This window comes from Paenibacillus silagei, assembly GCF_017874735.1.
In the GTDB taxonomy this organism is placed as follows: domain Bacteria; phylum Bacillota; class Bacilli; order Paenibacillales; family Paenibacillaceae; genus Paenibacillus_AQ; species Paenibacillus_AQ silagei.
Genome location: NZ_JAGGLV010000001.1, coordinates 595,475 through 620,081, shown reverse-complemented (window position 1 = coordinate 620,081; position 24,607 = coordinate 595,475). Strand labels below are relative to the sequence as shown.

Below are 24,607 nucleotides of genomic sequence, written 5' to 3'. Positions count from 1 at the left end.
GATCTCAATGAGACTTCGTGATAAAGTCGTTCTCGTAACAGGCGTTACGGGCACGGCAGGAGATAAAATTGCCAGAAGATGTGTTACCGAGGGAGCAGAGGTCAAAGGACTTATCCGAAATGCGGACCAGATTGCGCTATGTGAAGAGCTCAGCATTACACCCGTCATTGGAGACTTGACTGATAGAGCCGTCATCCAGGACGCACTTCAAAATGTGAACGTTATCATTCATGCAGCGGCGTATCTGGGGGAGGACCGGGCGATTGCCGAGGCATCCAATATTCAGGGGGTTCAGAGTCTGGTTGACGGTGCTGTATCTGCGGGAGTGGAACGCTTCGTGCATATTTCTACGGTATCGGTCTATGGTCATTTTGATGGAGAGGTGGAGCTGGATGAGGCTAGCAGTCTTGCCTTCGGCCACGGGGAGGTATACATTTCAACCAAATGTGAATCGGAACGGATCGTACAAGCTGCAAGGGCTAACGGTTTGACAAGTGTGATCCTGCGTCCTGGAGTGATCTGCTCCGAATCCAACTCGCACTGGGGCGACCGACTGATCACTAAGCTTGCTGATTCCGGGGAAGTGGACTGGATTCATCCAGAGGACTTAACGCCCTGGGTGCATGCGGACAACCTGGCTGAGATGTGTGTACTGGCAGCGACGCAGCCTGCGGCTGGGAACCAGTGCTATAACGCAATTGACGGAAATTATCCGGAAAAAGATTTTACGATGCGTATCGGTCTTGCCCTGAACAAGAAGTTCATTATACCGGGCGGAGACCCCATAAGAACGGCGTATAGCTGCGACAAAATAAAAAACGAGCTCGGCTACAGCCCGGTCAAAACGTTCGAGGAGACCGTTGTCCGGCTGGAGCAGCAAGCTAGGGGAGAGCAAAATGTATAAAAAACCGACGGCCATGCGTTCCGTTCTAGATCCAAAGTATTTGGAATATTGCCTTAGTCCTCTGTACGACATTGGAGATTGGCGAGATTGCTTGTTCTGGTTACGCGGCTTGAACGATACTTACAGAATCCGTACCGGCAGAGGCACTTATATTCTTCGGATCTACCGCCAATCGATAGCTGAAAGTGATGTTGTCTATGAATTGTCCCTCCTGACTCAGCTGGAACACCAACTAAGCGCAGTAAATACAAAGGTTTCCGTTCCCCTCCCTCAAAAGAACAGCAGCTTATATACGGTCATCGATGCGCCGGAGGGCCCGCGAGTTGCCGTGATTTACAGCTATCTGACAGGCACTGAGAACGTGCTGCATGATGAGGAATCATGTGCTTCCTTCGGAAAATCCGCTGCTGAATTGCATGCTGCCATGGACAGGGTCTCCTTAGATTTGCCTAGACCGGATCTGGATACCCGCGCTCTGATCTTCCAGCCGCTGGACCGTATTGTGGATTATCTCGGTGAGGGACACCGCTCTGCAGCGTACCTGCGCGAGTTCGCCGGTGCTTTAACGGAGCGGATCAACGCTGCTAGTCCGGGCCTGGACTGGGGCATCTGCCACGGAGATTTGCACGGGAATAACAATGCCTTCCAGGAGGGCGATGCGTTCACGCATTATGATTTTGAATGGGCGGCACAAGGTTGGCGCGCCTACGACTTGGCCCAGGTCCGGCATAGAAAACGCCTGCCTCAGGAGAAGAAGGAACCGCTGTGGCAGGCGTTAATGTCGGGCTACCGCTCGGTCAGAGACTTCTCCGAACAAGATGAATCTGCAATTGATCTGTTTATGATTGCCCGCCGGTTGTGGGTGATGGGACTTGATGTCGAGTTCATCAGTGATAGCGGGGCGCTGGATTATACGGAAGACTGGCTGGAGGAGTTCATTGATGAGTTCCGCTCTTACGATATAGTCTGATGATCCATGAGGAGGAGGAAGACGGGGATGTACACCATCTATAAGCATTGTCCGGGATTATTAGGGCCGCGTACAAAAGGAGCTGTAACACCGATTACCCTCCGCTAGGCGGGATGCTGTTAAAAGCCCATTGCACCTGGGCATCCGCCCAGGCATCTTCTCCGCGAATGCATATGATGATTATGCCTAATGAAGCGGAGAGGAGCGATAAATATGGGATTTATACCAGTGCCGGGAGGCGGCGGAGGATTTCCGGGGATACCGGGATTTCCGGGTGGACCAGGCTTGCCGGGAGGGCCGGGGATTCCAGGGATTCCAGGCGGAGGACCCGGAGGATTTCCGGGGACGCCCGGGGGTGCGCCGGGAGGAGTAGCCGCACCGACGGCGCCACCGCCGCAATTCGTACCGCAAGCACCAGCGGTCACGGCTTATGCAGTTGACCCCGGGGGCATCAGAGGATGCCTGTTCCGCAACACTTATATCTGGCTGAATAATGGTGAGCAGTTCTGGTTCTACCCGGTATTCGTGGGCAGAAGTTCGGTCGCAGGCTTCAGATGGAATGGCTTCTTCTGGGGATACTACGGCGTTGATTTGAACCGGGTTAGCTCGTTCACCTGCTTCTAATTCTGGAAGGAAGCCACCTTTAGCAAGTAAAGAACCCCATGGAGTAAAGGATGCATTCAGTTCGTAGTGAACCATGAGAGATAAATGTATTCGGTGCAACTAAAAACAGTGAAATGGAAGGCTTTCCTCTTCTAACTGTAGTTTGTACAACTACAGTTGCCCGAATGGGCAAAAATCCAGGTATAGAGGCATTTTAAGTGCACGAAATACAGCTAAACAGAGATTTGGCGACACATCCGGCGTTTTAGTTGTACAGATTGCAATTAAGCCTCTCCCTTTACCTTAATCGCGGCGCGGTAAACCCTCAGCAAGCGATTAGTTAAAGTAATTTTCAAAAGCTGAAATTTGAGGGCTTCTAGCCTGGCGGCATCTCCCTGTTTGGCGTACTGTGACTTGGTTAAGTATAGATCAAGATCACGGACAGGGAGGTGTACTATGGACAACCTGTGGATGGCATTCGTCTACCCTGGCAGCTTCTTGAGTCTGCTGGGGATTGTATTACTCATTATTGGCTATCAACGGCGGCGCACGGGCAGGCGTACCCGTCTGGAAGGCGCGGTAGCCCAGCCCGGCCCGCCGGCACCTGGAGGCCCAGGCACCGCATCGTTTCAGCGGGAGGTACGGTATTCGCTGATGGGAGGCATTCTGCTGGGGCTGGGCTTGCTCCTATTTGCTGCACTGGGCGTTACCTCGCTGTTAGAATAGGACAAGCGTATTGAGCTGGAAACGGCTTAAGCGGGTAGCGGGCAGTACGATACACCTTGCTAAATTCGGGAGCAGGGTGTATTCTTAGTCTATTATGTCAGTTAGTACTGACAGTCAACTTTTGAAATGAGGAATATGATGATGGAGAGCAAATCGCTAAGTACCAGTGATAAACTCCTGACCGCTGCCATTGATCTGTTCGCAGAGAAGGGCTACAAGAGTGTGACCACCCAGGAGATTGCGGCGGCGGCAGGCTTAAGCGAGAAGACGCTGTTCCGCCAGTTCGGAACCAAGCTGAACCTGCTGGAGCGGGCCTTCGACCGGTTTCATTATACCGAAGATATGGCCAGGCTGTTCAATGAAAGCATTATATGGGATCTTCATACCGATCTGCTGCTGGTCAGCCGGACGTATCATGAGATTATGAACCGCAACCGGAAGATGAATATGATATTTATCAAAGAAGGGGATCAACTCCCCGGTCTTAAGGAGTATAGCAGAACCGCCCCGGAGCAGCTGATGCGGAATCTGACGGATTATTTCAAGGCCATGACCGAGCGGGGGAAGCTGATTCCCGGGAATCCCAGAGTGCAGGCTGTGCAATTTATGGTGATGAATTATGGCGCATTCCTGAACAATCTGGACGATGAGGGGAATTTCACTTCGGTGTCGCTGGAGGAATTCATTACGGCAAGTGTCCAGACCTTTACTAGGGCTTTCACGCCCTAGTTGTTTTTTGGATAAAATGACAGTAAGTACTGACTAACATAATTGAATTGATATATGGAGAGAGGAGCACTACCTATGCAGAACCATGCTGTAACGCCTAATACCAAAGGGAATGTGTTAATGCGCGCGCTCGTTTTTATCCTGGTGATTTCATCAATGAATGCGAATATGTTCAATATTGTGCTGCCTACGATCAGTAAGCAATTTGAATTATCTCCATCACAGGTAAGCTGGGTCATTACCAGTTATATGATTGTATATGCTGTCGGTGCGGTTACTTTTGGCAAATTGACGGAGAAGTACCGGCTGAAGGACTTACTGACGTATGGATTACTGCTCTTTGTCCTCGGGTCTATGGCTGGCGTTGCCGCCACCGAATACTGGATGATTATTGCGGGTCGTGTAATTCAGGCAGCCGGGGCTTCCGTGATCCCTGCTATGGCCATGATCATCCCGATCCGTTACTTTTCTCCCGAGAAAAGAGGCCGTGCGCTGGGTACGTCTGCCATTGGGATAGCCTTGGGTACCGCGCTGGGGCCGATTATTGCCGGTATGGTCATCAGCGCCTGGAGCTGGCGGATTCTGTTCCTCATTCCGTTGCTGTCGCTGCTGACACTGCCGGTCTACCGCAAATATCTGCAGGATGATGAATCAGGAAAGGCGGGTCCGATGGACTGGCTTGGCGGGATATTGCTGGCTGGGGCGGTAACGGCAACTTTATTGGCATTAACGAGCGGGAGCTTCCCGTTTGCGCTGGCAGCGGTTCTGATGCTCCTCCTGTTTATTCTGCGTATCCGCTCCGCTGCGGCTCCGTTTATCCATCCCGATATTTTCCGCAACAGGCAGTATTCGATCATCCTGATGATTACCTTCTGCATTACAGGAATCAGCTTCAGCTCTCCATATCTCATCCCGCAGATGCTGACACTTGTAAACGGTCTGTCTCCCGCCTATGTCGGGATCATCATGCTGCCGGCAGCTATCGTTACCACGGTTCTGGGCCGTAAGGGCGGCAAGCTGGCAGATGAGCACGGGAATCCTCGGCTCGTGTATACGGCGGCCTCGCTTCTGGGGATAGGCTTCCTGTGTTTGTCTTCCGTAGCTGGAGGATCATCGGTCCTGGTCTCGATCTCGCTGGTGTTCTGTGTGCTGGGCCAGTCGTTCATGCAGATTGCTATGTCAAATACGGTTTCGCGGACGTTGACCCCAGAGCAGACAGGAGTGGGGATGGGGCTGTTCTCCATGCTCACCTTCATCTCAGCCGCTACATCGACGGCGGTCCTGGGCAAGGTGCTCGACTCCGGTGCCCCGGCAGCGGCGTTCAATCCTATACCTGGAAATGAGGCTTCCTTTGTGTTTAGTAATATTTTCGCGGTGCTTGCTGTTCTGGTTATTGCGGTGAGCATGGTTTATTATGTGCAGTTTGGGCGCAAGGAGAGCAGATCATCCGGGACCATAAGCAGGGGCTTATAATAACAGCCCGGCCAGCCGGTGAATCCCCTGCTCAATCAAGGTCTCATCCACCTTGGCGAACCCCAGCACCCAACCCTTCCTGCGGCTCTCCAGACAGTAGTGTGCAAGCGGATATACCCGGATTCCCTGCTCCAGGGCTAACCGGGTCACGGCTTCCTCATCGTAGTCTGATTCTGCCTCAAGGAAGACATGCAGTCCCGTCTCTGCTCCGCTCAGGGTGAACCGCTCGGCTAGACCGCTTGCGGTTATCGCCTTGGTGATGGCCTCATGTCTGCGGCGGTACACATTGCGGACTCTGCGCATATGGCGCATGAAGTGCCCTTTTTGAATAAAATGGGTCAAGGTGAGCTGGTCCATCACCGGAAGGTGGCGGTAGGTCAGCTCCTGTACGCGGGCCAGCTGGGCAATGGCCCGCGCCGGGCCGACAATCGCCGAGATACGGATGGCCGGGGCGATCATTTTAGAGAAGCTCATCATATACAGGGTATTATTCGGCGCCTGGCTATAGAGCGTGGGCAGCGGGTCGCCACGGTAGCGGAATTCACTGTCATAGCCGTCTTCTATAATCCATAGCTGCTCCTGCACGGCCTGATGCAGCAACTGCTGCCTGCGCGGCTCTGACATCACGGAGCCTATGGCGCACTGGTGCGATGGAGTTACGAAGACCAGACGCGATTCCGGGTGAAGCTGGTCAACCACAAGGCCATGTCCGTCTACCGGGACAGGGGCTACGTGCATCCGCCGGTAATTCATCGCCATCCAGGCCGCAGGGAAGCCGGGATCTTCCACAGAGACGGTATCTCCTTCCGTGAGCAGGGATTGGGCAATCAGGTCAAGGCTGTGCTGCGCTCCTGAGGTCAATAGAATCTGATTGAGCTCAATCCGTATGCCCCGCTCAAGCAGCAAGTAACGCTGAATCTGTTCCCTGAGCGGCAGGAGACCATAGGGATTGCCGTAGGACCAATCGGATACGTCCATTGCGGCAGAGGCGTGAAGCAGAGATTGCCGCCAGTGGTTCTGGAAGGCCCTATCCACATAAGGCTCGTGGGGGGTGAAATCGATCTTCACCTCCTGAGGCAGATGGCCTCCGAACCAGTCTTGCAGCTGATCTACCGCTGAGTTCAGCAGGGGAATTGAGGGAGGAACGGGGCCTTCCGGTATGGTCTCCCGGGTTGTCTGGGTGACAGGATTCCATTGGCTTACCCGTGTTCCGCCCCGCCGGGAGGTTACGGTGTACCCTCTGCTGAGCAGTTCCTCATAGACGAGCTGCACCGTGGAGCGGGAGACCCCGAGCTGCTCGGCGAGCTCACGGGAAGGGAGCAGCAGCTCGCCTGGCTCCCAGATGCCTTGCGTAATATTGTGAATGGCCTGATTCAGCAGTTGCTGCCAGATCGGACTTGGGTCGTTGCGGTTGACGAACATTGTGAGAAGTCCCCTCCCGTTTGTTGTTTCGGTGCAGTGCCTAAATTATGGATTGGTCGAAACTATGTTCTTTGGATATTTTAGCACAATCCAATAGCTGATATACTACCGAATAACGTATACGCGGAGGACGCGGGAAGGAGAGGGTTCGATATGAATCCGGTTCGTTACAAGGTCAGGGAATGTAAGGATGAGGCGAGGATTGAACAGTTTTTGAAGCAGGCGAGAATTGGGTTTCTGGGATTAGCGGATGGTAATCTCCCGTATGTTGTGCCGCTTAACTATGTGTGGATGGACGGGAAGCTGTATATCCACGGGGCCGGGGATGGAAGACGCAATCAGGTGATGAGTGAGAACTCAGAGGTATGCTTCACAGTCTGTGAGGAGTATGGGACAATCACGAATCCCGTGCCCGCCAAGACGGATACTGCCTATATGAGCGTGATGGTCTTCGGGCAGGCAGAGCCGGTGACGGATCTGGATGAGGCTACGCAGGTCCTGCAGGAGATGATGAACAAGTATGTGCCCGGATACTATAACCGGCCTCTGTCCAAGCAGCATGTCGAGAAATATCGGTCGGCTGTGTACGGCGGGCCCGTACAAGTGTACCGGATCACTCCGCAGCATCTGACAGCCAAAGAGAATCCGGTTGAAGCAGAGAGTATGTACAAGGCAGGGACGAATGAAGGGCAGAGCGTGTGATTGCTGCACGGCAAACTAAATAGAGAATGAGCGCTCGGGCCGGTAACGGCCCGGGCTTGTTCGCGTTATAGCATGGGCGAATGTAATCGGAAAACCGAATACAATGGGCCGGGCAGGGGCACGCGGACGGAAATGTAAGTGGAAAACCGATTACAATGGGCCGGGTGGGGGCGTGTGGGCCAAATGTAATCGAAAAACCGATTACAATGCGCCGCGAGGAGGGCATGACGGAAATGTAAGTGGAAAACCGATTACAATGCGCCGGGTGGGGGCGCGTGGGCCAAATGTAATCGAAAAACCGATTACAATGCGCCGCGAGGGGGGCATGGACGGAAATGTAATCGAAAAACCGATTACAATGCGCCACGAGAGGGGCATGGACGGAAATGTAAGTGGAAAACCGATTACAATGGGCCTGGTGGGGGCGCATGGGCCAAATGTAATCGAAAAATCGATTACAATTGGATGAGACTGCAGGTGGCATAGGATATGTACAGGATAGAGGGCCGCAAAGTTGCTGTGACCGCCAGGATATCGTATGGTTGAGTTAATATAGCAAACAAAGGTAGTATAGAGAATATTAGTAGTATCGAGAATACAGGTAGGATCAAGCAGAAAGGATGAAGCAAATGTCCACAGATAACCAAGCTCTTCCCCCGGCTCCGATTACAGAACCCGGACGGTATGTCCTTGATCTGACGGGGCCCGGTAGCCACACGCTTGACCGCAAGCCCGGTATGGGCAGCTTATCGATCGGCCCCATGGAGTCGAAGCCACAGGCAGAGGTGCTGGTCGCTGCGGATGAGCGCATCAACTGGTCCGTCTTCGAACCCTTCGCCACCCCGGCCGGCTCGCCATGGCCGCGATATATAAGCTATACCGGCGGTGACACGGGCTTCCTGGAGTGGGCGGAACGGCGGCCGATTGAGAGTATAAGCTGGACCCCGGTGCTGCCGGAGGCTGTATCGTTGGACGGTAGCCGGGCGGATATCTATAACCTGGGTATTAAGCTGGGACCTAAGCTGGGGCCTAAGGCAGCAGGACAACTTAGCCTGGTCCTGCCGGAGAAGCTGTACAACCTGAGCCTGTCCGGCGATCTGACCCGCATCTCGGCCTCCGGCCATCTGCCGACTACGTTGGCCTTAGTACCGGATATGAGCCGGCGCAGCAGTGATGCGCCGTACCGGTTGCCGGATCTGGATGAGCTGCAGGGTGTGACCAACCTGACGCTGAATAGCCCGCCGCTGGGCCAGCCCATCTCGCTGGATGGCCTGGAGCAATTCCCGAACCTGGAGTCGCTCAGCCTGTGGGGAAGCTTCTGCGATCTGGAAGCGCTTGCCCGCCTTACCGGGCTGACCAGCCTGGAGCTGCGCTTCATGCCGGAGCTTGACGGTCTGCCTTCGCTGGATACGTGGCCGCTGCTGGACCGGTTCATCGCCTACAATGTCGAGGAGGCCGTAGGCAAACGTCTGCGGCAGCAGATGAAGGCGCGCGCCAAGGTCCGCCCCTGGGATGATTATGCCTCCATAAGCCGGCTTAGGAAGCCGGAGTGGTGGCAGAGCGAATACGGCCGCCCGTTCTCCGCCTGGCCGAAGCGTCTGGCCAAGCTGGCGAACGAAGCCTACGATGCTGCACAAGCAGCTATGGCGGAGGCCCGCAATCTTGAAGAGGCGGAAGCAGCCATTACCGCCTTCACCCTGCGCTTCAATTCGCTGAAGGGCATCGAGACTACCGAGAGGGAAGACCTGGGCGAAGCGGTATGGCAGCTCAGCCAGTCAGAGCACCAGCTCGGCCAGCCTATAACAGAGGAAGCGGCGCAGGGCTGGTTCGATGCGGCCCGTGATTATTAATTAAAAAGTTTATAAAAATTAAGATAAATCTTAAAATTTAGTTTCATTAGTGATAAACTAGGATCAGGATTGATCCAAACGGTGTGTGACTTGGTCCGCGCTGGCTTGCTATGGCGCCTAAGCAGGAGTGCCTGCATCCTTCCTGCAAATCGTAGGGTAGAAGGACGGTATAATATGAGCAACCAACAAACAAAAACAGACGTTATTTTAATTGGTGCTGGAATCATGAGTGCAACACTTGGTTCACTGTTAAAGGAATTAGTACCGGATTGGCAAATAACCGTGTTTGAGCGGCGTGCGGGTGCCGGGGAGGAAAGTTCGGGGGAATGGAACAATGCGGGAACGGGGCATTCTTCACTCTGCGAGCTTAACTATACTACAGAGCAGCCGGACGGATCGATCGACATCAGCAAGGCGATTAAGGTGAACGAGGAATTTCAGTTCTCCAAGCAATTCTGGTCCTATCTGGTGAGCCAGAAACGAATACACAATCCGCAGGATTTCATTGTACCTGTGCCACATATGAGCTTTGTGGAAGGACAGAAGGACGTTGCATTTTTACAAAAACGATATGAAGCGCTTTCAAATAGTCCGCTATTTCAAGGCATGGAATTCTCCGATGATCCAAGGCGGCTGATGGAATGGATTCCGCTGATGATGAAGAACCGGAAGCTGGACCAGCCGATAGCGGCTACCAAAATCGATTCGGGAACGGATGTGAACTTCGGCGCCCTGACCCGTATGCTGTTCAACCACTTGCAGAGTAATAACACCGATATTAGGTATAATCATCAGGTGGATGACCTGAAACGCGCGCAGGACGGCTCCTGGGAGCTGAAGGTGAAGAATCTCGCCAGCGGCGTAACAGAGCGTCATAACGCCAAATTCGTCTTCATCGGCGGCGGGGGAGGAAGCCTGCATCTGCTGCAGAAATCCGGCATCCCGGAAGGTAAAAAGATTGGCGGATTCCCGGTAAGCGGACTGTTCATGGTCTGCAAGAAGCCGGAGATTGTAGCCCAGCATCATGCCAAGGTGTACGGTAAGGCTGCGGTGGGTGCGCCTCCGATGTCTGTTCCACATCTGGATACCCGGGTGATCGATAAGCAGGAATCCCTGTTCTTCGGGCCGTTTGCCGGCTTCTCGCCCAAGTTCCTGAAATACGGCTCCATGTTCGATCTGATTACCTCGGTCAAGCCGGATAATCTGGTTACGATGCTTGCAGCAGGAGCGAAGAACCTGTCATTGACCAAGTATCTGATCGGGCAGGTCATGCTGTCCAAAGAACAGCGCATGGAAGCGCTGCGGGAGTTCATCCCGGATGCCAGCAGCGAGGATTGGGAGCTGGTGGTGGCAGGCCAGCGGGTGCAGATTATTAAAGATACAGCAGCCGGTAAAGGCATGCTTCAATTCGGAACGGAAGTGATCAGCAGCGCGGACGGCTCCATCGCCGCATTGCTGGGAGCCTCGCCAGGGGCGTCAACGGCCGTCTCTGTCATGCTGGAGGTAATCACCAAGTGCTTCCCGCAGCAGATCAAGGCCTGGGAGCCGAAGATCAAGCAGATGATTCCTGCCTACGGCATGTCCCTGTCCGCTAACCCGAAGCTATTGAACGACATTCATGCTTCCGCAGCGCACACGCTGGGACTGACGAATGGAACAGATGGGCATGAGCCGCCAGCCGCGGTCAACCATTTGTAGCAATAGAGAGCGTACGGCTAACCACCAGCCTGCCAGCTCTTATATACATGCAAAGAGGCCATCCCTTGGGATAGCCTCTTTGTCTTCCTGTGTCCATCTCTGAGTACTTCAAGGGCGATCAAGCCTTATGAGTCTTGAACAGCCGGATGGCCAGAATCAGAGCCACCGCTACAGCGGCGAGACCCGCCCAGTTCAGGTGGAGCACAGAGGTACGGCTGATCACATAGCCGCCTAGGCCCGATCCCAGCGCGAATCCGAACTGGATGAAGGAAGTATTGACGCTCAGGGCCATATCCGGGTTCCGGGGAACCAGGGTGACCAGCAGGAGCTGTTGCGCGGGGGAGATGCTCCAGGTCCCCAGCATGAAGATCATCAGGATCAGGAGGAGGACGATCACATGAACGCCTGCCAGCGCGAACAGGAGGAGCGTGGCTGCCTGTAACAGAAGTCCTGTAATTATGGTGAACTTCGATCCTTTGGAATCAGCCAATTGCCCGCCTAACTTGGAGCCCATGAAGCTGCAGACTCCCGCCAGGAAGAGCACCCCGCTGATTTCGGTCACAGACAGTGAGGATGCGGCCTGCAGGTAAGGGGTAATATAAGTGAAGAGTGTAGCGTAACCCCCTACATATAGTAAGGTGATCACCAGAGCAGTAACAATTCTGGAATCCTTCAGCACAGACAGCTGCATCCTGAGGGTGACGGCTTCTTTTTCCTTGATGGCAGGGACCTTGGCAGAGATGATGAACAGCGGAACAAGGCTCAGCCCCCCGACGATGATGAACAGAGCCCTCCACCCAAAGTGTTCACTGAAAAAAGTGCCGGCCGGAACACCCAGAACCAGCGAGCTGCTCAGTCCCATCAGAATAATGCCAATCGCATTGCCTCTGCGCTCCTTCTCCACGAGCCGTGTAGCTACAGCCATAGCGACTACGGTAGCTATGCCCCCGCTTGCCCCTTGGATAACCCGTACCCCCAGCATAGCTTCATAAGGCAGGTTCAGAAGCATCAGCCCGTTGCTGGCAATGAACACGCCGAGGGCGGTCATCAGCAGCTTTTTGCGGTCCATATTGAGGGTGAGTGCAATGAGAACCGGTGCAATAATCGCTGCGGACAGCGCGAAGACAGTCACCATTAGCCCCACTTCGGAGGTGGATACGCTAAGATCTGCCGCCATCATCTCAATGACGCCGGTAATAATATATTCAATCGTCCCGATCAGAAAAACGGCAAGTGCCAGAATATATATCGTCAATCGGTTATTCAAGTTCATTCGCTCCTTGTGGTTTCATATCCTTGTACATTCATAACGGAATCGGCCGCCGTTCTTGTCATCACTCTACGATGCTGCTAAGGTTAAGTCAAAGAAACGTTTCTGAATGGAACGTTCATTTTTTTTGAACGAAGGAGTGACAACAGATGGAATTGCGCCAACTTAAAACCTTTTATACGCTGGCTTCCACGCTCAATTTCGCCCGCGCCGCCGAAGCGCAGAACTACGTTCCCTCAACGGTTACGATGCAAATGAAGGCCCTGGAGGAAGAATTAGGAGTGAAGCTGGTGGACCGGCTCGGCAAAAATGTGACGTTAACCGATACCGGAAAAACGTTCCTGCGTTATGCGGATAACATCCTGTGTATGGTGGAGGAGGCGCAGCACGCGCTCAAGCAGCCCGGCGAGCTGACAGGCACCATCGTGATTAGCGCAGATGAGACATTATGCACCTACCGGCTCCCCGCTGTGTTGCAGAAGTTCCGGCAGCTTCATCCCGGAGTCCGCTTAATCTTCCTGCCGCTCGTGAGTCCAAGCCTCAGACAGAGTCTGCGGGACGGGGATGTCGATGTTATCTTCATGCTGGATGAAGTGAAGGGCGAGAGCGGCTTTTGCGGAGAAAAAATAAGGGAGGAACGCTTCTGCCTTCTGGCTGCTCCCGATCATCCGCTGGCGTCGCGTCCGGCGCTGGCTATCGAGGATTTCCACGGTGAAACGTTCTTACTGACGGAGCAAGGGTGCTCCTACCGCAGCTTCTTCGAGCGCAGCCTGTCGCAGAAGGGGATGGCGGGCATTACGGAACTTGAGTTTCACAGCGCAGAAGCCATCAAACAATGTGCGAAGCTGGGCATGGGTATCGCCATCCTGCCTGAAATGGCCGTAAGCGAAGAATTGAAGCGGGGGGAGCTGATCTCCCTGCCGTGGGATTTGACCGCAGTATCTTTTGCCACCCAAATGTTCTGGCATGAGGAGAAGTGGCTCTCCCCGGCAATTGAGGCTTTTATCCGTCTGGCCCGGGATCTCGAATCCTCCCCTTGACCTTAGGTCTGACCCAGGGTGTATCGTAGGGATATTCCAAGCCGCAGTCCGGGGAGTGATTAGATGAGAAATGAAATAACAATTAGTGAACTGGCCAAGCTGATGAATGTATCGGTTCACCAGATCCGGTATTTTGAAGAGAAGGGTGTTCTGCAGCCCGCTTATACCGGTGAGAATCAGTACAGAATGTACAGTATGGATCAAGTGTATCAGCTCGCGCATATCCTGCTGCTCCGCAAGCTTGAGGTGCCTGTTCAGTCGATTAATGAATGTATGGGCTATAGTCCGGAGCAGCATCGCGGGCTGCTGGAGCATTCTCTGGAGGGGATTGAGCAAGAGCTGCGCCGCCTCCGGGAGCTTCGGCAGTTCATCCGTAAAATGCTGGAGGAACAACAGAGCTACAGCACCTCGCCTGAGACCTTTCAGATCAAGAAGTGTAAGGCTACAAGTCTTATGCAGGTGATGAAGCTGGATTCACACAGGAAGCTGAGTGCAGCGCTGCTTGCGGAGCATGCGGCAGGGATACCTGATCTGTTCGAATCGGATATTTATTATGTGCTGGAGGAGCCGGGCGCTGTGACCTTGTGTCTGGAGCAGCCGGAGGCGGGCGGCGTTATTTTACCGGATGGGGAGTATCTGACTCTGCAATGTGTGGCCCGCGAGGAGGAGCTGGAGCAGTGGACCGGCCGGTTGCTGGAGCATGCTGCTGCACAAGCGATTCCTCTCGCGGGACCGCTGGTGGTCATTGAACGTTCTTATCTCTCCCTGTTCGTTCAAGACAAGCTGCATTATGAGCTGAGGGCCTGCATCGGCCCGGCTGCACCCGTGGAAGGGCGAGGTTCCGTATGAGAACGATGCCAACAGGTACAACGTCAATAAGCACAGCACCAGTAACTATCGAACCTATGGAGGCGAGGTATAATCGTGCGGTGGGGGGGCTGCTGGCTCAAGCTTTTCAAGGGAAATTCCAGAACCGGATTAGGCTGAAGAAGGCAGAGCTGGCAGGGTGCTTTGAGTTGCTGCTTCAGTATGCTCCTGCTGATCCCTATACACACAGGATGGTAGCTGTGCAGCAGGGTGAGGTGATTGGCAGCATCGCGGTTAAGTGTACACCTGAAGCCCGCCTTTTGGGGAAAAGGCAGACGCCTCCGTTACCGGGAACCTCACAGCTATTAGGCAAACGGGGCATGATCAGAATGCTGATCGGCCTCTATGTACTAGACCATACCCCGGCAGCAGGCGAGTGTTATATTACCGACCTCGCAGTTCACCCGGAGCATCAGAACAAGGGGGTAGGAAGGCTGCTTGTAGAGTGGGCACAGAAGCTTGTAGATACCGACCCGGGACTGAATAGACTTAGCCTGCATGTATCAGCCGGTAATCTGCATGCCCGTCAGCTATACGGGAAGTGGTCTTTCCACACGGAAGCCCGGGAGACTCGTTATACCCTGTACTTATTGTTCAATGAATTGCGCTGGGAATACATGGTTCAGAAGAGAGGCAGATGAAGAAATGAAGACAACGAAGAAACTATGGATTTCTCTGCTAATTATAGTGCTACTCCTTGGCGGTGCGGGGATATACATTGTGCAGCAGAACCGCTTTGAGATGACTGAGCGGGCCATCCGGATTGCGTCGCCTGAGGGCGAGCTGACGGGTACGCTGGTGCTGCCCAAGGGGTCTTCAGCAGCTTCCGGCAAGCTGGGATTAGTCCTCTTCATTCATGGAGACGGGCCGATTAATGCCTCGCATGATGACGGATATAAGCCGCTATGGGAGCGGTTGGCCAGTCTGGGGTATGCCTCCTTGTCTCTTGATAAAAGAGGGATCGGCGGTTCCGCAGGCGATTGGCTGGATCAGAGTATAGATGACCGGGTGGAGGAAGCCCGCGAGGCTATCGCATGGGCCCGGAAGCAGCCGGACATCGATCCGGACCGGATCGGGGTGTGGGGCGCCAGTCAGGCAGGCTGGGTGATTCCCAAGCTGGCGGGCAAGGAGCCGCTCGCCTTCAGCATCCTGGTCTCCCCGGCTATTAACTGGCTGCGCCAGGGTGCCTATCATACCCGGCAGCAAATGCTGCAGGAAGGGAAATCGGAAGCGGAGATTCAAGCGGAAGTGGCATCTAACAACGAGGTTCTGGAGCTTTTGGCGCGGAAGGCGAGCTATGAAGACTATCTGGCTGTAGTGAAGGAAGATGACCCGATGACGCGGGAGCGGTGGACCTTTGTCAGCAAGAATTACCTGTCGGATGCCGGGGAGGATCTTAAGCAATTCCATTCCCCGGTGCTGTTGCTGCTGGGCCAGCAGGATATTCATGTAGACTGGCAGGAGACAGAGCAGGTGTACCGCAAGCTCGTCCGGCCGGAGCTGCTGAGCGTGGCGGTCTTCCCGGAGGCTGAGCATTCGATGCTGAGCAAGAAGACGGCGGATTCCAGCTTCAGAGCGCTCATGATCAGCCTCTTCGCTCCGCGCCACATTACAGTTCCAGGCTATATGGATCGGATTGGGGAATTTCTTAAGGAGCTGGAGTAACCTCAAGGGGCTGGTGAATAGGTAATGTATTCTGTCACGCACATACTCTGGAACTTACAGCAGCAATGGTCTATCATATAGGCTAAAGAATTCAAAATATAGGATGAGCTGCGGATTATGAATGACAAGAGGAGAACGGATGGACAAGCCAATAACTATTCTTGTTGCTGAAGACGACAGTGACATTAGCCGGCTGCTGTGCAGCATTATCAGAAAGAGCGGATATCAGCCCCAGCCTGCCTTCTCTGGTACAGAGGCATTGCTCTACCTGGAGCAGCGGGAATGGAGCATGGTTCTGCTCGATCTGATGCTTCCGGGAATGACAGGCGAGGAGCTGCTGAAGTGGATTCGCTTGCGCGGGGGTATGCCCGTGCTTATCATCTCGGCGAAGGGGGAGCAGCAGACCAAGGTGTCGGCGCTGCGCGGAGGTGCGGATGACTTCATTACGAAGCCCTTTGATATTGAGGAGGTATCTGCACGAATTGACTCCCATCTGCGCCGGTTAACACAGATTATGCCACCAGCTGTAGCCCGCATTCTGCAGCACAACGGACTTGTGCTTGACTGTGATTCTCAAGTTGTGACGGCAGAGGGGACAGAGGCAGCTCTGACTGCGCGGGAGTATGAAATTCTCAAATTGCTGCTATCGGAACCTCATAAGGTATTCACTAAGGCCAATCTTTACGAGAGTGTATGGAAGGAGCCCTATTTCGGTGACGATAACACGGTGAACGTCCACATGAGTAATTTGCGGAGCAAGCTGGCCAAGGCGGCACCCGGAAGCGAATTTATAGAGACGGTATGGGGAATGGGCTACCGGCTGAAGACTTAAGACATTCTTAAGGATCGGCTTTAGCCCTTCTTAAGCTTTGATTTCTATACTTGGTCTATCACATAAGGGGGGCCAAGACAGCAATGAGTGAATATGTATTGCAAACGAATCAATTAAGCAAGCGATTCAAAGGCAGTGTAGCGCTGGATAAAGTGAATGTATCGATCCGAAAAGGCTCGATCTATGGCTTTATTGGGCAGAATGGAGCCGGCAAATCGACGCTGATGCGTATTGTCGCCGGACTTGCCTTTCCATCGGAAGGAACGATTGAGTTATTCGGTACCGGTACGGAACGGGAGCTGACTGAGGCCCGTAAGCGGATGGGGCTGATTATTGAAGGTCCCTCGTTGTTCCCGCATATGACAGCCAGCGAGAATCTGGAGGTGAACCGTCTCCTCCGGGGCATTCCCGGCAAAGATTGCATCAGCAGAATGCTCGAATTGGTTGGTCTACAGGGGACAGGCCGGAAGAAGGTGAAGAATTTCTCACTGGGCATGAAGCAGCGGCTGGGCCTTGCCATTGCCATGCTAAGCGACTCGGAATTTCTGATTCTGGACGAGCCGACCAATGGGCTTGATCCGATGAGTGTTATCGAAATGCGCGAACTGCTGAAGCGGCTCAATCATGAACGGGGGTTAACCATTCTGATCTCCAGTCATGTTCTGAGTGAGCTGCATTTGCTTGCCAGCCACTATGGCATTATCCATCACGGCAAGCTGCTGGAGCAGCTTACGGCCCGGGAATTGAACGATAAATGCCAGCAGTATGTGCATATCAAAGCGGATCAGCCGGACAGGGCGGCCATGGTGATTCAGAACGAGCTGGGCACTACAGACTTCGAGGTGATGCCGGATGGAGCCATTAAGCTGTACGGATATAGGGAGCAATCCGGCAAGGTATCTACGGCGCTATTCTCCGCAGGTCTTACCATTGAGCAGCTCATGCCGATGGGTGAAGACCTGGAGAGCTATTTCATGAAGCGGATCGGAGGTGCCGGGAATGTATAACCTCATCAGAGCCGAGCTGTTCAAGCTGCGCAAGGACCGGTCGTTCCATGTGCTGGTGCTCATCATCGCCGCACTCTCTCTGGCATATCCTCTGCTCTACTATATCGATAATAAGTCTGGCGGCAAGCCGCAGTTCACCGGTGCTGAATTTCTGATTAAATTTGTGGCAAGCAATGGTTATATCATCAAATTCAGCATCGCCGCATTGGCGGGATTCTTCATCGCCAGCGAATATACGACAGGCGTGATGAAGACGGTTGCATCGTCAGGCAATGACCGGGGGCGGCTGTACGCAGCCAAGCTTATTGGATTCTCAGCGGGAGCCATGATGATTTCTTTGATATTCCCGTTAGTCAGCTTGGCTGAAGTATCAATGCTCTCAGGCTTCGGCCAGTTGCCGGAAGGCGTGGATGCCTTTTTCCTCCCCCGGGTCCTTAGATTCACGCTGTTGTACACTGCTGCCTACGCAGCGATCGGGGCATTATTCACAGCAATGTTCACCGAGAGCGGCAAGACAATCAGCTTCCTGATGGTCTTCTTCCTGATGATCAATACGATACTAGGAGGCTTGGGGGAATATATCCCTGTGTTCACTACAGTGTACGATTACTCGGTATTCAAGCTGCTGGGAGACATCGGCAAGACCCGGATAGACGGCGGGGATGTGCCTGCTCTCCTGCTTGTGCCCCTGCTGACCATTGTCGTCTCCGGGCTACTGGGAGTTCTTGTGTTTCGGAAGAAGGAAATTAAGTAAAGGAAGAGGGGAGCGGAGAGTCTTGTTCATCCTAACGCTTATATCCGTCACAGCGGCGGCTCTCCTGCTGGCCCATCTCTTGGTACTAAGGCGGGAGCTGGGACGGATGACCGGACAGCTTCGCCGTTATAATGAACGGACCACCGGTAAAAAGCTGGAGGTGAACCTATTTGACAAGCGGCTCGAATCGCTTGCAGGCCAGATTAACCGCCAGTCCGATCTGGTCGTTGAAGCGGAAGCTAACCGGAGACGGACGGAGAATGAGCTGCGTCAGGCAATCTCCAATATGTCCCATGACATCCGTACTCCGCTAACCTCAATCTTTGGCTATATTCAATTGCTGGAAGTTGAACCGATTACGCCTGAGGAGAAGCGCGAATACCTTGATGTTGTCAAGAACCGGACAAAGCGGCTTCAGGCGCTGTTGAACGATTTTTTCGAGCTGTCCTTGATTGAATCTGCGGATCATCAGCTTAAAACCGAGCGGATTGTAATGACCGTTCTGTTATCGGACACACTGGTCGGTTTCTACGATTCATTCAATGAGCGGGGACTGACGCCGGACATCCGGCTTCCAAAGGAACCGGTAGCAGTATATGCTGACGAATCGGCCGTGCGGAGGGTCGTTGAGAACCTGCTTATCAATACGTTGAAGCACGCTACCGGCCAGGTGTCCATCTGTTTCAAGCGGCGGGAGACGACAGCAGAGCTCCGCATTGTGAACGAAGCGAGGGACCTATCCGACATGGATGTAAGGCTGCTGTTCGACCGCTTCTATACGGTGGACCGTACCCGGTCAGGGCAAGGCTCAGGATTGGGCCTGTCTATTGCCAAAAGCCTCATGAACAAGATGAACGGTACCTTGACTGCGGAGCTGCACGGAGATAACTTAACTATGATCTGCTGCTGGCCGCTGTGGTCACCGGGCGAAGCGCATCCTCATTACCGTTGAACAGTGCGTGGGAAATCCAGCCTCATGACAGCCGGCTCCTCTGCATAGCGACTTTTACGTATACCGGCTCATCATTTCAAGCAGGTACTTACGGAATTCTTCACGGTAGTCCTTCGGCTCCATAATCTCCAGATGGGTGCCGAAGCCTACCAGGAATTGATATCCGATCGGGTGCTGCGGAATATAGAACGTAGCCAGCAGTTGTTCCGCGTTATAGGCTTCGATGCTCTTGCGGCCATAACGTTCAATGAATTGATCCTTAATCCCCGGCGAGATCAGCGCCTTCACTTCGGTTAACTGCGGCGGAACTTCAGCCTCCCGTGCCTGATTCAGCATATCCGCTCTGGGGCTGAAGGTCTGTTTCATCCGCTCCAGCTGCTCCATCCGGGAGAGCTTGAACATCCGCGCGCCCATCCGCTCCAGGCAGAAGCCCTTCAGATACCAGCTCGATTCACTGAAATGAAGCTGATACGGCTCCACTGTCCGTGTTGTGGGAGTACCTGTTCTATCGGTATAGTCAAAAGAGAGCAGCCAGCTCCCGGCGATGGCCTCCTGACAGAGCTTCATGGCTCCGGCAAGCTCCGCGCGTCCCTCCCAGCCATAGAAGGACAGCTGAACCGATCCCTTAGAAGCGAGCGGGCTAACCATCGCTTCTATTTTTCGTAGCGTCATGGCAACGTCTTCGCTGATCAGAATTTGCTCCAGCCCGCCGAGCGCAGCCAGTATATTCTCCAGATCGGAGCTGCTCAGCAGCCGCTTGTCCATCTTGTATTCTTCCATAATGCCGTAGCCGCCCTGCACGCCGGGTGTGGCGTATATAGGAATGTGCGCCAGGCTGAGCGCTTCCATATCGCGGAGAATCGTCCGTTTGGACACGCCGAATAATTGTGCGAACTCTGAGCTGGGCACAATATCTTTTTTGAGCAGAATCATGATGATGGTAATCAGCCGCTCCACCTTGTCCATCCGGTTCCCTCTTTCTTAAGTGAAGTGTGAAACGGTGACATACAGCCGTCACCTATCGTGTATTATACTACATTTATCTTAAGGAGGAGGTTATGCTTTATGTCAGCTATTGCCTATATTAATTTCGATGGTGTTGCCGGAGAAGCGATTGAATTCTATGCGGAGGCTTTGCAGGCCACTACAGTGAAGAAGGTTACATTCGGAGATATTCCGCAGGACCCGAACTATCCCCTGCCGGCCAATGAGTTAGCGATGATTATGGAGTCTTCTCTAGCATTCGAGGGCGGGACAATTATGATGTCCGACCTGTTACCCTCTATGCAGCAGGTTACAGGCGAACTGGTGAAGGGGAACAACCTCATGATCAGTCTCGTCATTGAGGACAAGCAGAAGCTCGAAGAGTACTATAATCAGCTGTCCCAGGGAGGAACAGTTATCATGCCGCTCTCCAGCACACCATGGTCTTCATGCTTCGGGATGATCGTGGATAAGTTCGGCATTGGGTGGAAGTTCAACAGTGATGCCGTGCAATTCCTTGATAATGTGCTGGCCAGCCGGGGCAAGCTCTGAAATATTTTGGAAGAATGCGGAAGAGTGGAAGGATTTATCCATCATGCATTGAAAGATAGGAGTACCTGATACCGGTGTATATCGCCTAAGCGAATAGAGTAGTGAATTTATGGCTATGGTGGTTGTGTTGCTGGCGGCCATCCGTTCAGGAATCACTCATGAAAAGAGGAAGTTGAGCTGATGTCAAACCTTCGTCTGAGCAATACCCGGTTATCTGGAGCGGATGGCGTTCGTGCGATCGCCTGCCTGTCAGTCATCCTGCATCACTTGTCGCAAAAGCTGATCATGCCCGCACAAAAACCCTGGCTCCAGGAGCTGCAATCCGTGCTGCTTCTGGGGAACAGCGGGGTCAGCTTGTTTTTTCTGCTAAGCGGCTTCCTGCTGTCGTTCCCCTTCTGGAGTGCGTATCTGAATAACGATCCATATCCAAGCCTGCGGACGTACACGCTGCGCCGTGCCGCGAGAATCATGCCCGGCTTCTATGTGTCCCTGCTGGTGTGTCTGTTCCTGACCTGGAGGCTGGATATTCCGATGGAGTACTTAGGGCGGCGTATTGTCACAGCCTTCACCTTCACATCGGGCTTCCACTACACCACGTTCTTCCCCTCCGACTTGAACGGGCCGCTCTGGTCGATCAGCTTCGAGGTATTCTGCTACCTGCTGATGCCACTCTTCATGGCGGTGTTATTCCTGCTCGGCAAGCGGCATTCCTTCAGTAAGGCGATCCTGTTCTGGGTCGCCGTATTTGGGTTGGTGCTTGCCGCCAATGCCCTCATTCATCATTGGTTTACTCCAAGCGAGCAGGGCCGGGGCTGGGACTATGGCCAGGTCGGCGGCGCGAAATTCTGGATGCCGAGATACAATCCGGTCGGCTTCTTCGGCCACTTCACCATCGGGATTCTGGCGGCGGGGATCACGAATGCCTTGCTGCAGCGCCGCTCCAGAGTGGAACGGCTCAGCAGGCTCGGCGTGTTCGATGCCGCCGCAGTACTTGCTCTGGGTCTTGCCGGTCTCCTGATCTGGCGGATGCGCCACGCGGGCGAATTCGACTTCAGTCTCCAGCAGCAGCCGTATCTATTCCCGGTCTATGCCATATTGTTCGGAATCGTGCTGTTCTCGGCACCGTTCAGCCGGTTCGCCGGGCGTGTGCTGGATAACCGCTTGTTCCGGTATACGGCCAAAGTGTCCTTCGGCCTCTACATATGGCACTATCTGTTCATTACCTTAATCGAGAAGTACGGCATTCAGGATTTCCATTACTCCGGGGTCAGGGATGTGTGGCGCTGGCTGGGTATCAGTATGTCTGTTGTGGTCATCTCTTACGCAGCGGCCACTATTTCGTATTACGCCATAGAACAGCCGTTCATTAACTGGTCCAAAGGTAAGCCGTTCTTCCGGCGCAAGCCGAAGGAGTCCTCACCCTCTACAGCCGCATAGGATTGACTTTTTCATAACCCCCATGATACATTGTGTATACACGGAATACACAATTTGTTGAGGGGGTTAGTTATGCTGGCTTTAGATATCCGGAATTTAAATAAAAAATATCCTAATTTTCAGATCAAAGACGTCTCTTTTCAATTGGAGCAGGGTTATATCATGGGCTTCATCGGGGTCAACGGTGCGGGCAAGACCACCACGATCAAATCGATCCTGAATATGGTTCAGGCCGACAGCGGCGAGATCAGCATTCTGGGCAAGAACATCGCTGAACATGAAACAGAATTGAAGCAGGACATCGGCTGCGCCTTCGGCGATATCGATTTCTATACACGCAGCAGGCTTAAGACGCTGACGGGTATTACGAAGAAGTTCTATAAGAACTGGAGTGACGAGACGTATTACAGCTATCTGAACCGGTTCAAGCTGGATGAGAATAAAAAAATAGCGGAGCTGTCCACCGGGATGAAGGTGAAGTACAGCCTGACTCTAGCCTTATCGCATGGCGCCAGGCTGCTGATTCTGGATGAGCCGACCAGCGGACTCGATCCGGTCTCCAGAGACGATCTGCTGGATATTTTCCAGGAGCTTATCATGGGCGGCGAGATCAGCATTCTGTTCTCCACGCATATTACCTCTGACCTCGAGCGCTGTGCGGATTATATCACCTTCATTGAGCAAGGGCAGATTGTGGCAAGTAGCGAGAAGAACGAGTTCAAGGAGTCGTACCGGTTACTTAGCGGCAGCGAGTCGCAGCTTAACGAAGTGAAGGGGAAGCTGATCTCCTGCAAAATCAACTCCTTCGGCTTCACCGGATTGATTCATGCCCGAGATATCGATCCCGCTTGGTCGCTTAACACGGCCATCCCGACTCTCGACGACATCATGATCTACTTTGCGAAAAAGGAGGGTGTATATGTATAATTTGGTGCTGAAGGATTTGAAGCTAGGCGTTAACCCCTGGTTCTTCATATTACCTTTAATTTTAGGCGGTCTGATGCTCATTCCGGGGTGGGTCTACTTCCTGGTTCCGCTGTATTTCTGCTTCATCACCGTACCGAACATGTTCGGCGGATTTAAGAGTCAGAATGATCTCATATTCAGCACGATGATGCCTGTGACCAAACCGGACATCGTGAAGTCCAGAATAGCTGTGATTGTTATTCTTGAGCTTATGCATCTGCTCATTGCCATGATCTTCAGTATCTTTACGTTCCGCCTGTATCCGCAGATGACTTACATTTTCTTTCCGCCTTATATGGGCTTCTGGGGCTTGTGCTTCATTATGCTGGCGGTGTTCAACCTTATATTTATCACTATGTACTACAAGACGGCATATAAGTATGGCGCGGCTACGACTGCATCGACGGCTGCGGCGATCCTGTTCGCGGGCCTGGTCCAATGGGCCGGAATTCAGAATAGCTGGATGCACGGCATTTTCTACGGCTCCGGGACCGGCAATGCGGCACTTCAGTTCTCGATTCTGATCGGGGGCATCCTCATTTTCGCAGCCTTCACCCTGATGGCCTACCGGATTGCGGTACGAAGATTCCTGAAAGTGGAGATCTTATGAACGTAACGATCTCCAGCACCTCCGACAAGCCGATCTACCAGCAGCTGCATGAACAGATCAGCGCACAGATTCTTGGTGGCGAGCTGGAAAGCGGCTATTGCTTACCCCCCATCCGGCAGGCTGCCCTGGAGCTGCATGTCAGTGTCATCACGGTGAAGAAGGCCTGGGAGGAACTGGAGCGGAACGGCTTGATCCACACGGTAACCGGCAAAGGCTGTTTTGTCGCCGAATTCTCACCGGATGAGATGCTGCGGATTCGTAACGAGATGGTCTTGAAGCAGATGGAGGGCGACATTCAGTATTACAAGTCTTTTGGCCTTACGCTTGATGAAGTGATCGCACTGCTGGGGAAGATCTACTAAGTACACCGAAACAGGCTTTTCGCAATCCCTCTTCCAATGGGAGCAGAAAAGCCTGTTTGTTGTTAGGAATTATGCTTGTAATTGAGCAGGGCGTGGGTGCGCGAAGGCCAAATGTAATCGAAAAACCGACTACAATGGGACCGGGATTGGCGCAAAGGCCAAATGTAATCGAAAAACCGACTACAATGGGACCGGGATTGGCGCGAAGGCCAAATGTAATCGAAAAACCGAT

Annotated in this window: 25 protein-coding genes; 22 read left to right on the top strand and 3 right to left on the bottom strand. The window is 53.4% G+C overall.

Annotated elements, in window-relative coordinates; translation table 11 throughout:
- The first annotated feature begins 7 nt into the window (after positions 1-7).
- The 6 genes from J2Z70_RS02635 to J2Z70_RS02610 all read left to right on the top strand — a co-directional run bounded on the left by J2Z70_RS02635 (position 8) and on the right by J2Z70_RS02610 (position 5,405).
- Positions 8-904, top strand: coding sequence for an NAD-dependent epimerase/dehydratase family protein (locus tag J2Z70_RS02635; RefSeq protein ID WP_209868970.1), 897 nt, complete (start codon positions 8-10; stop codon positions 902-904).
- Between the two features lie 109 nt (positions 905-1,013).
- Complete coding sequence (locus J2Z70_RS02630) at positions 1,014-1,874, top strand: phosphotransferase (protein ID WP_245367909.1); 861 nt, start codon at positions 1,014-1,016, stop codon at positions 1,872-1,874.
- 213 nt (positions 1,875-2,087) lie between these two features.
- Positions 2,088-2,498: a hypothetical protein gene (locus J2Z70_RS02625; RefSeq protein ID WP_036722939.1), complete on the top strand. Its 411-nt coding sequence runs from the start codon at positions 2,088-2,090 to the stop codon at positions 2,496-2,498.
- 435 nt (positions 2,499-2,933) lie between these two features.
- The gene (locus J2Z70_RS02620) at positions 2,934-3,203 is read left to right on the top strand and encodes a hypothetical protein (RefSeq protein WP_036722938.1); all 270 of its coding nucleotides are present in this window, start codon (positions 2,934-2,936) and stop codon (positions 3,201-3,203) included.
- A 138-nt stretch (positions 3,204-3,341) separates the two neighbouring features.
- Positions 3,342-3,932 (top strand): TetR/AcrR family transcriptional regulator, encoded by a 591-nt coding sequence (locus J2Z70_RS02615; RefSeq protein WP_209868966.1) that lies wholly within the window; start codon positions 3,342-3,344, stop codon positions 3,930-3,932.
- 75 nt (positions 3,933-4,007) lie between these two features.
- Positions 4,008-5,405 carry an MFS transporter gene (locus J2Z70_RS02610; RefSeq protein WP_209868965.1) on the top strand — a complete coding sequence of 466 codons (1,398 nt, stop codon included), beginning with the start codon at positions 4,008-4,010 and terminating at the stop codon, positions 5,403-5,405.
- Here J2Z70_RS02610 and pdxR read toward each other — a convergent pair.
- Positions 5,400-6,827: a MocR-like pyridoxine biosynthesis transcription factor PdxR gene (gene pdxR / locus J2Z70_RS02605; RefSeq protein WP_209868963.1), complete on the bottom strand. Its 1,428-nt coding sequence runs from the start codon at positions 6,825-6,827 to the stop codon at positions 5,400-5,402. The two genes, J2Z70_RS02610 and pdxR, sit on opposite strands and share 6 nt — an antisense overlap.
- Before the next feature lie 153 nt (positions 6,828-6,980).
- On the opposite strand from pdxR, the gene J2Z70_RS02600 reads away from it, so the two are divergent.
- From J2Z70_RS02600 to J2Z70_RS02590, 3 genes are all read left to right on the top strand, one after another.
- Positions 6,981-7,529 carry a pyridoxamine 5'-phosphate oxidase family protein gene (locus J2Z70_RS02600; RefSeq protein ID WP_209868961.1) on the top strand — a complete coding sequence of 183 codons (549 nt, stop codon included), beginning with the start codon at positions 6,981-6,983 and terminating at the stop codon, positions 7,527-7,529.
- 629 nt (positions 7,530-8,158) lie between these two features.
- Positions 8,159-9,379, top strand: coding sequence for a hypothetical protein (locus tag J2Z70_RS02595; RefSeq protein WP_209868959.1), 1,221 nt, complete (start codon positions 8,159-8,161; stop codon positions 9,377-9,379).
- A 174-nt stretch (positions 9,380-9,553) separates the two neighbouring features.
- Positions 9,554-11,077 carry a malate:quinone oxidoreductase gene (locus J2Z70_RS02590; RefSeq protein WP_209868958.1) on the top strand — a complete coding sequence of 508 codons (1,524 nt, stop codon included), beginning with the start codon at positions 9,554-9,556 and terminating at the stop codon, positions 11,075-11,077.
- 118 nt (positions 11,078-11,195) lie between these two features.
- Here J2Z70_RS02590 and J2Z70_RS02585 read toward each other — a convergent pair whose 3' ends face one another.
- On the bottom strand, positions 11,196-12,344 hold the full coding sequence (locus J2Z70_RS02585) for an MFS transporter (RefSeq protein ID WP_209868956.1): 1,149 nt from the start codon (positions 12,342-12,344) through the stop codon (positions 11,196-11,198).
- 152 nt (positions 12,345-12,496) lie between these two features.
- Between J2Z70_RS02585 and J2Z70_RS02580 the strand changes: the two genes are divergently transcribed.
- From J2Z70_RS02580 to J2Z70_RS02545, 8 genes are all read left to right on the top strand, one after another.
- Positions 12,497-13,387 (top strand): LysR family transcriptional regulator, encoded by an 891-nt coding sequence (locus tag J2Z70_RS02580; protein WP_209868954.1) that lies wholly within the window; start codon positions 12,497-12,499, stop codon positions 13,385-13,387.
- Positions 13,388-13,450: 63 nt separating this feature from the next.
- Positions 13,451-14,236: a MerR family transcriptional regulator gene (locus J2Z70_RS02575; protein WP_209868952.1), complete on the top strand. Its 786-nt coding sequence runs from the start codon at positions 13,451-13,453 to the stop codon at positions 14,234-14,236.
- On the top strand, positions 14,233-14,895 hold the full coding sequence (locus J2Z70_RS02570) for a GNAT family N-acetyltransferase (protein WP_209868950.1): 663 nt from the start codon (positions 14,233-14,235) through the stop codon (positions 14,893-14,895). The genes J2Z70_RS02575 and J2Z70_RS02570 overlap by 4 nt, the downstream gene beginning before the upstream one ends.
- Before the next feature lie 4 nt (positions 14,896-14,899).
- Positions 14,900-15,919, top strand: coding sequence for an alpha/beta hydrolase family protein (locus J2Z70_RS02565; protein WP_209868948.1), 1,020 nt, complete (start codon positions 14,900-14,902; stop codon positions 15,917-15,919).
- A 139-nt stretch (positions 15,920-16,058) separates the two neighbouring features.
- A complete protein-coding gene (locus tag J2Z70_RS02560) occupies positions 16,059-16,751 on the top strand; it encodes a response regulator transcription factor (protein ID WP_209868946.1) in 693 nt (230 codons plus the stop codon).
- An 83-nt stretch (positions 16,752-16,834) separates the two neighbouring features.
- Positions 16,835-17,758 carry an ATP-binding cassette domain-containing protein gene (locus tag J2Z70_RS02555; RefSeq protein WP_209868945.1) on the top strand — a complete coding sequence of 308 codons (924 nt, stop codon included), beginning with the start codon at positions 16,835-16,837 and terminating at the stop codon, positions 17,756-17,758.
- Positions 17,751-18,512, top strand: a complete 762-nt coding sequence (locus J2Z70_RS02550; RefSeq protein ID WP_209868943.1) for an ABC transporter permease — start codon at positions 17,751-17,753, stop codon at positions 18,510-18,512. Before J2Z70_RS02555 ends, J2Z70_RS02550 begins: the two co-directional genes overlap by 8 nt.
- 22 nt (positions 18,513-18,534) lie before the next feature.
- Positions 18,535-19,464, top strand: a complete 930-nt coding sequence (locus tag J2Z70_RS02545; RefSeq protein WP_209868941.1) for a sensor histidine kinase — start codon at positions 18,535-18,537, stop codon at positions 19,462-19,464.
- Between the two features lie 54 nt (positions 19,465-19,518).
- Here the strand turns inward: J2Z70_RS02545 and J2Z70_RS02540 are convergent, their stop codons facing one another.
- Positions 19,519-20,430 carry a helix-turn-helix transcriptional regulator gene (locus J2Z70_RS02540; RefSeq protein WP_209868939.1) on the bottom strand — a complete coding sequence of 304 codons (912 nt, stop codon included), beginning with the start codon at positions 20,428-20,430 and terminating at the stop codon, positions 19,519-19,521.
- Positions 20,431-20,529: 99 nt separating this feature from the next.
- Between J2Z70_RS02540 and J2Z70_RS02535 the strand changes: the two genes are divergently transcribed.
- The 5 genes from J2Z70_RS02535 to J2Z70_RS02515 all read left to right on the top strand — a co-directional run bounded on the left by J2Z70_RS02535 (position 20,530) and on the right by J2Z70_RS02515 (position 24,375).
- On the top strand, positions 20,530-21,000 hold the full coding sequence (locus J2Z70_RS02535) for a VOC family protein (protein ID WP_036722922.1): 471 nt from the start codon (positions 20,530-20,532) through the stop codon (positions 20,998-21,000).
- 180 nt (positions 21,001-21,180) lie between these two features.
- Positions 21,181-22,437, top strand: a complete 1,257-nt coding sequence (locus J2Z70_RS02530; protein WP_209868937.1) for an acyltransferase family protein — start codon at positions 21,181-21,183, stop codon at positions 22,435-22,437.
- Positions 22,438-22,509: 72 nt separating this feature from the next.
- Positions 22,510-23,364, top strand: coding sequence for an ABC transporter ATP-binding protein (locus tag J2Z70_RS02525; protein ID WP_209868936.1), 855 nt, complete (start codon positions 22,510-22,512; stop codon positions 23,362-23,364).
- On the top strand, positions 23,357-24,013 hold the full coding sequence (locus tag J2Z70_RS02520) for an ABC-2 transporter permease (protein ID WP_209868934.1): 657 nt from the start codon (positions 23,357-23,359) through the stop codon (positions 24,011-24,013). The genes J2Z70_RS02525 and J2Z70_RS02520 overlap by 8 nt, the downstream gene beginning before the upstream one ends.
- Positions 24,010-24,375 carry a GntR family transcriptional regulator gene (locus tag J2Z70_RS02515; protein ID WP_209868932.1) on the top strand — a complete coding sequence of 122 codons (366 nt, stop codon included), beginning with the start codon at positions 24,010-24,012 and terminating at the stop codon, positions 24,373-24,375. The genes J2Z70_RS02520 and J2Z70_RS02515 overlap by 4 nt, the downstream gene beginning before the upstream one ends.
- Positions 24,376-24,607 lie beyond the last annotated feature (232 nt).

Excerpts from the sequence above, each read along its gene's own strand:
- J2Z70_RS02615 (WP_209868966.1), top strand. The coding sequence starts at position 3,342 with ATGATGGAGAGCAAATCGCTAAGTACCAGTGATAAACTCCTGACCGCT.
- J2Z70_RS02575 (WP_209868952.1), top strand. The coding sequence starts at position 13,451 with ATGAGAAATGAAATAACAATTAGTGAACTGGCCAAGCTGATGAATGTA.
- J2Z70_RS02555 (WP_209868945.1), top strand. The coding sequence starts at position 16,835 with ATGAGTGAATATGTATTGCAAACGAATCAATTAAGCAAGCGATTCAAA.
- J2Z70_RS02580 (WP_209868954.1), top strand. The coding sequence starts at position 12,497 with ATGGAATTGCGCCAACTTAAAACCTTTTATACGCTGGCTTCCACGCTC.
- J2Z70_RS02550 (WP_209868943.1), top strand. The coding sequence starts at position 17,751 with ATGTATAACCTCATCAGAGCCGAGCTGTTCAAGCTGCGCAAGGACCGG.
- J2Z70_RS02540 (WP_209868939.1), bottom strand. The coding sequence starts at position 20,430 with ATGGACAAGGTGGAGCGGCTGATTACCATCATCATGATTCTGCTCAAA.
- J2Z70_RS02625 (WP_036722939.1), top strand. The coding sequence starts at position 2,088 with ATGGGATTTATACCAGTGCCGGGAGGCGGCGGAGGATTTCCGGGGATA.
- J2Z70_RS02600 (WP_209868961.1), top strand. The coding sequence starts at position 6,981 with ATGAATCCGGTTCGTTACAAGGTCAGGGAATGTAAGGATGAGGCGAGG.
- J2Z70_RS02620 (WP_036722938.1), top strand. The coding sequence starts at position 2,934 with ATGGACAACCTGTGGATGGCATTCGTCTACCCTGGCAGCTTCTTGAGT.
- J2Z70_RS02560 (WP_209868946.1), top strand. The coding sequence starts at position 16,059 with ATGGACAAGCCAATAACTATTCTTGTTGCTGAAGACGACAGTGACATT.
- J2Z70_RS02590 (WP_209868958.1), top strand. The coding sequence starts at position 9,554 with ATGAGCAACCAACAAACAAAAACAGACGTTATTTTAATTGGTGCTGGA.
- J2Z70_RS02635 (WP_209868970.1), top strand. The coding sequence starts at position 8 with ATGAGACTTCGTGATAAAGTCGTTCTCGTAACAGGCGTTACGGGCACG.
- J2Z70_RS02595 (WP_209868959.1), top strand. The coding sequence starts at position 8,159 with ATGTCCACAGATAACCAAGCTCTTCCCCCGGCTCCGATTACAGAACCC.
- J2Z70_RS02535 (WP_036722922.1), top strand. The coding sequence starts at position 20,530 with ATGTCAGCTATTGCCTATATTAATTTCGATGGTGTTGCCGGAGAAGCG.
- J2Z70_RS02610 (WP_209868965.1), top strand. The coding sequence starts at position 4,008 with ATGCAGAACCATGCTGTAACGCCTAATACCAAAGGGAATGTGTTAATG.
- J2Z70_RS02565 (WP_209868948.1), top strand. The coding sequence starts at position 14,900 with ATGAAGACAACGAAGAAACTATGGATTTCTCTGCTAATTATAGTGCTA.
- J2Z70_RS02570 (WP_209868950.1), top strand. The coding sequence starts at position 14,233 with ATGAGAACGATGCCAACAGGTACAACGTCAATAAGCACAGCACCAGTA.
- J2Z70_RS02525 (WP_209868936.1), top strand. The coding sequence starts at position 22,510 with ATGCTGGCTTTAGATATCCGGAATTTAAATAAAAAATATCCTAATTTT.
- J2Z70_RS02520 (WP_209868934.1), top strand. The coding sequence starts at position 23,357 with ATGTATAATTTGGTGCTGAAGGATTTGAAGCTAGGCGTTAACCCCTGG.
- J2Z70_RS02530 (WP_209868937.1), top strand. The coding sequence starts at position 21,181 with ATGTCAAACCTTCGTCTGAGCAATACCCGGTTATCTGGAGCGGATGGC.
- J2Z70_RS02515 (WP_209868932.1), top strand. The coding sequence starts at position 24,010 with ATGAACGTAACGATCTCCAGCACCTCCGACAAGCCGATCTACCAGCAG.
- pdxR (WP_209868963.1), bottom strand. The coding sequence starts at position 6,827 with ATGTTCGTCAACCGCAACGACCCAAGTCCGATCTGGCAGCAACTGCTG.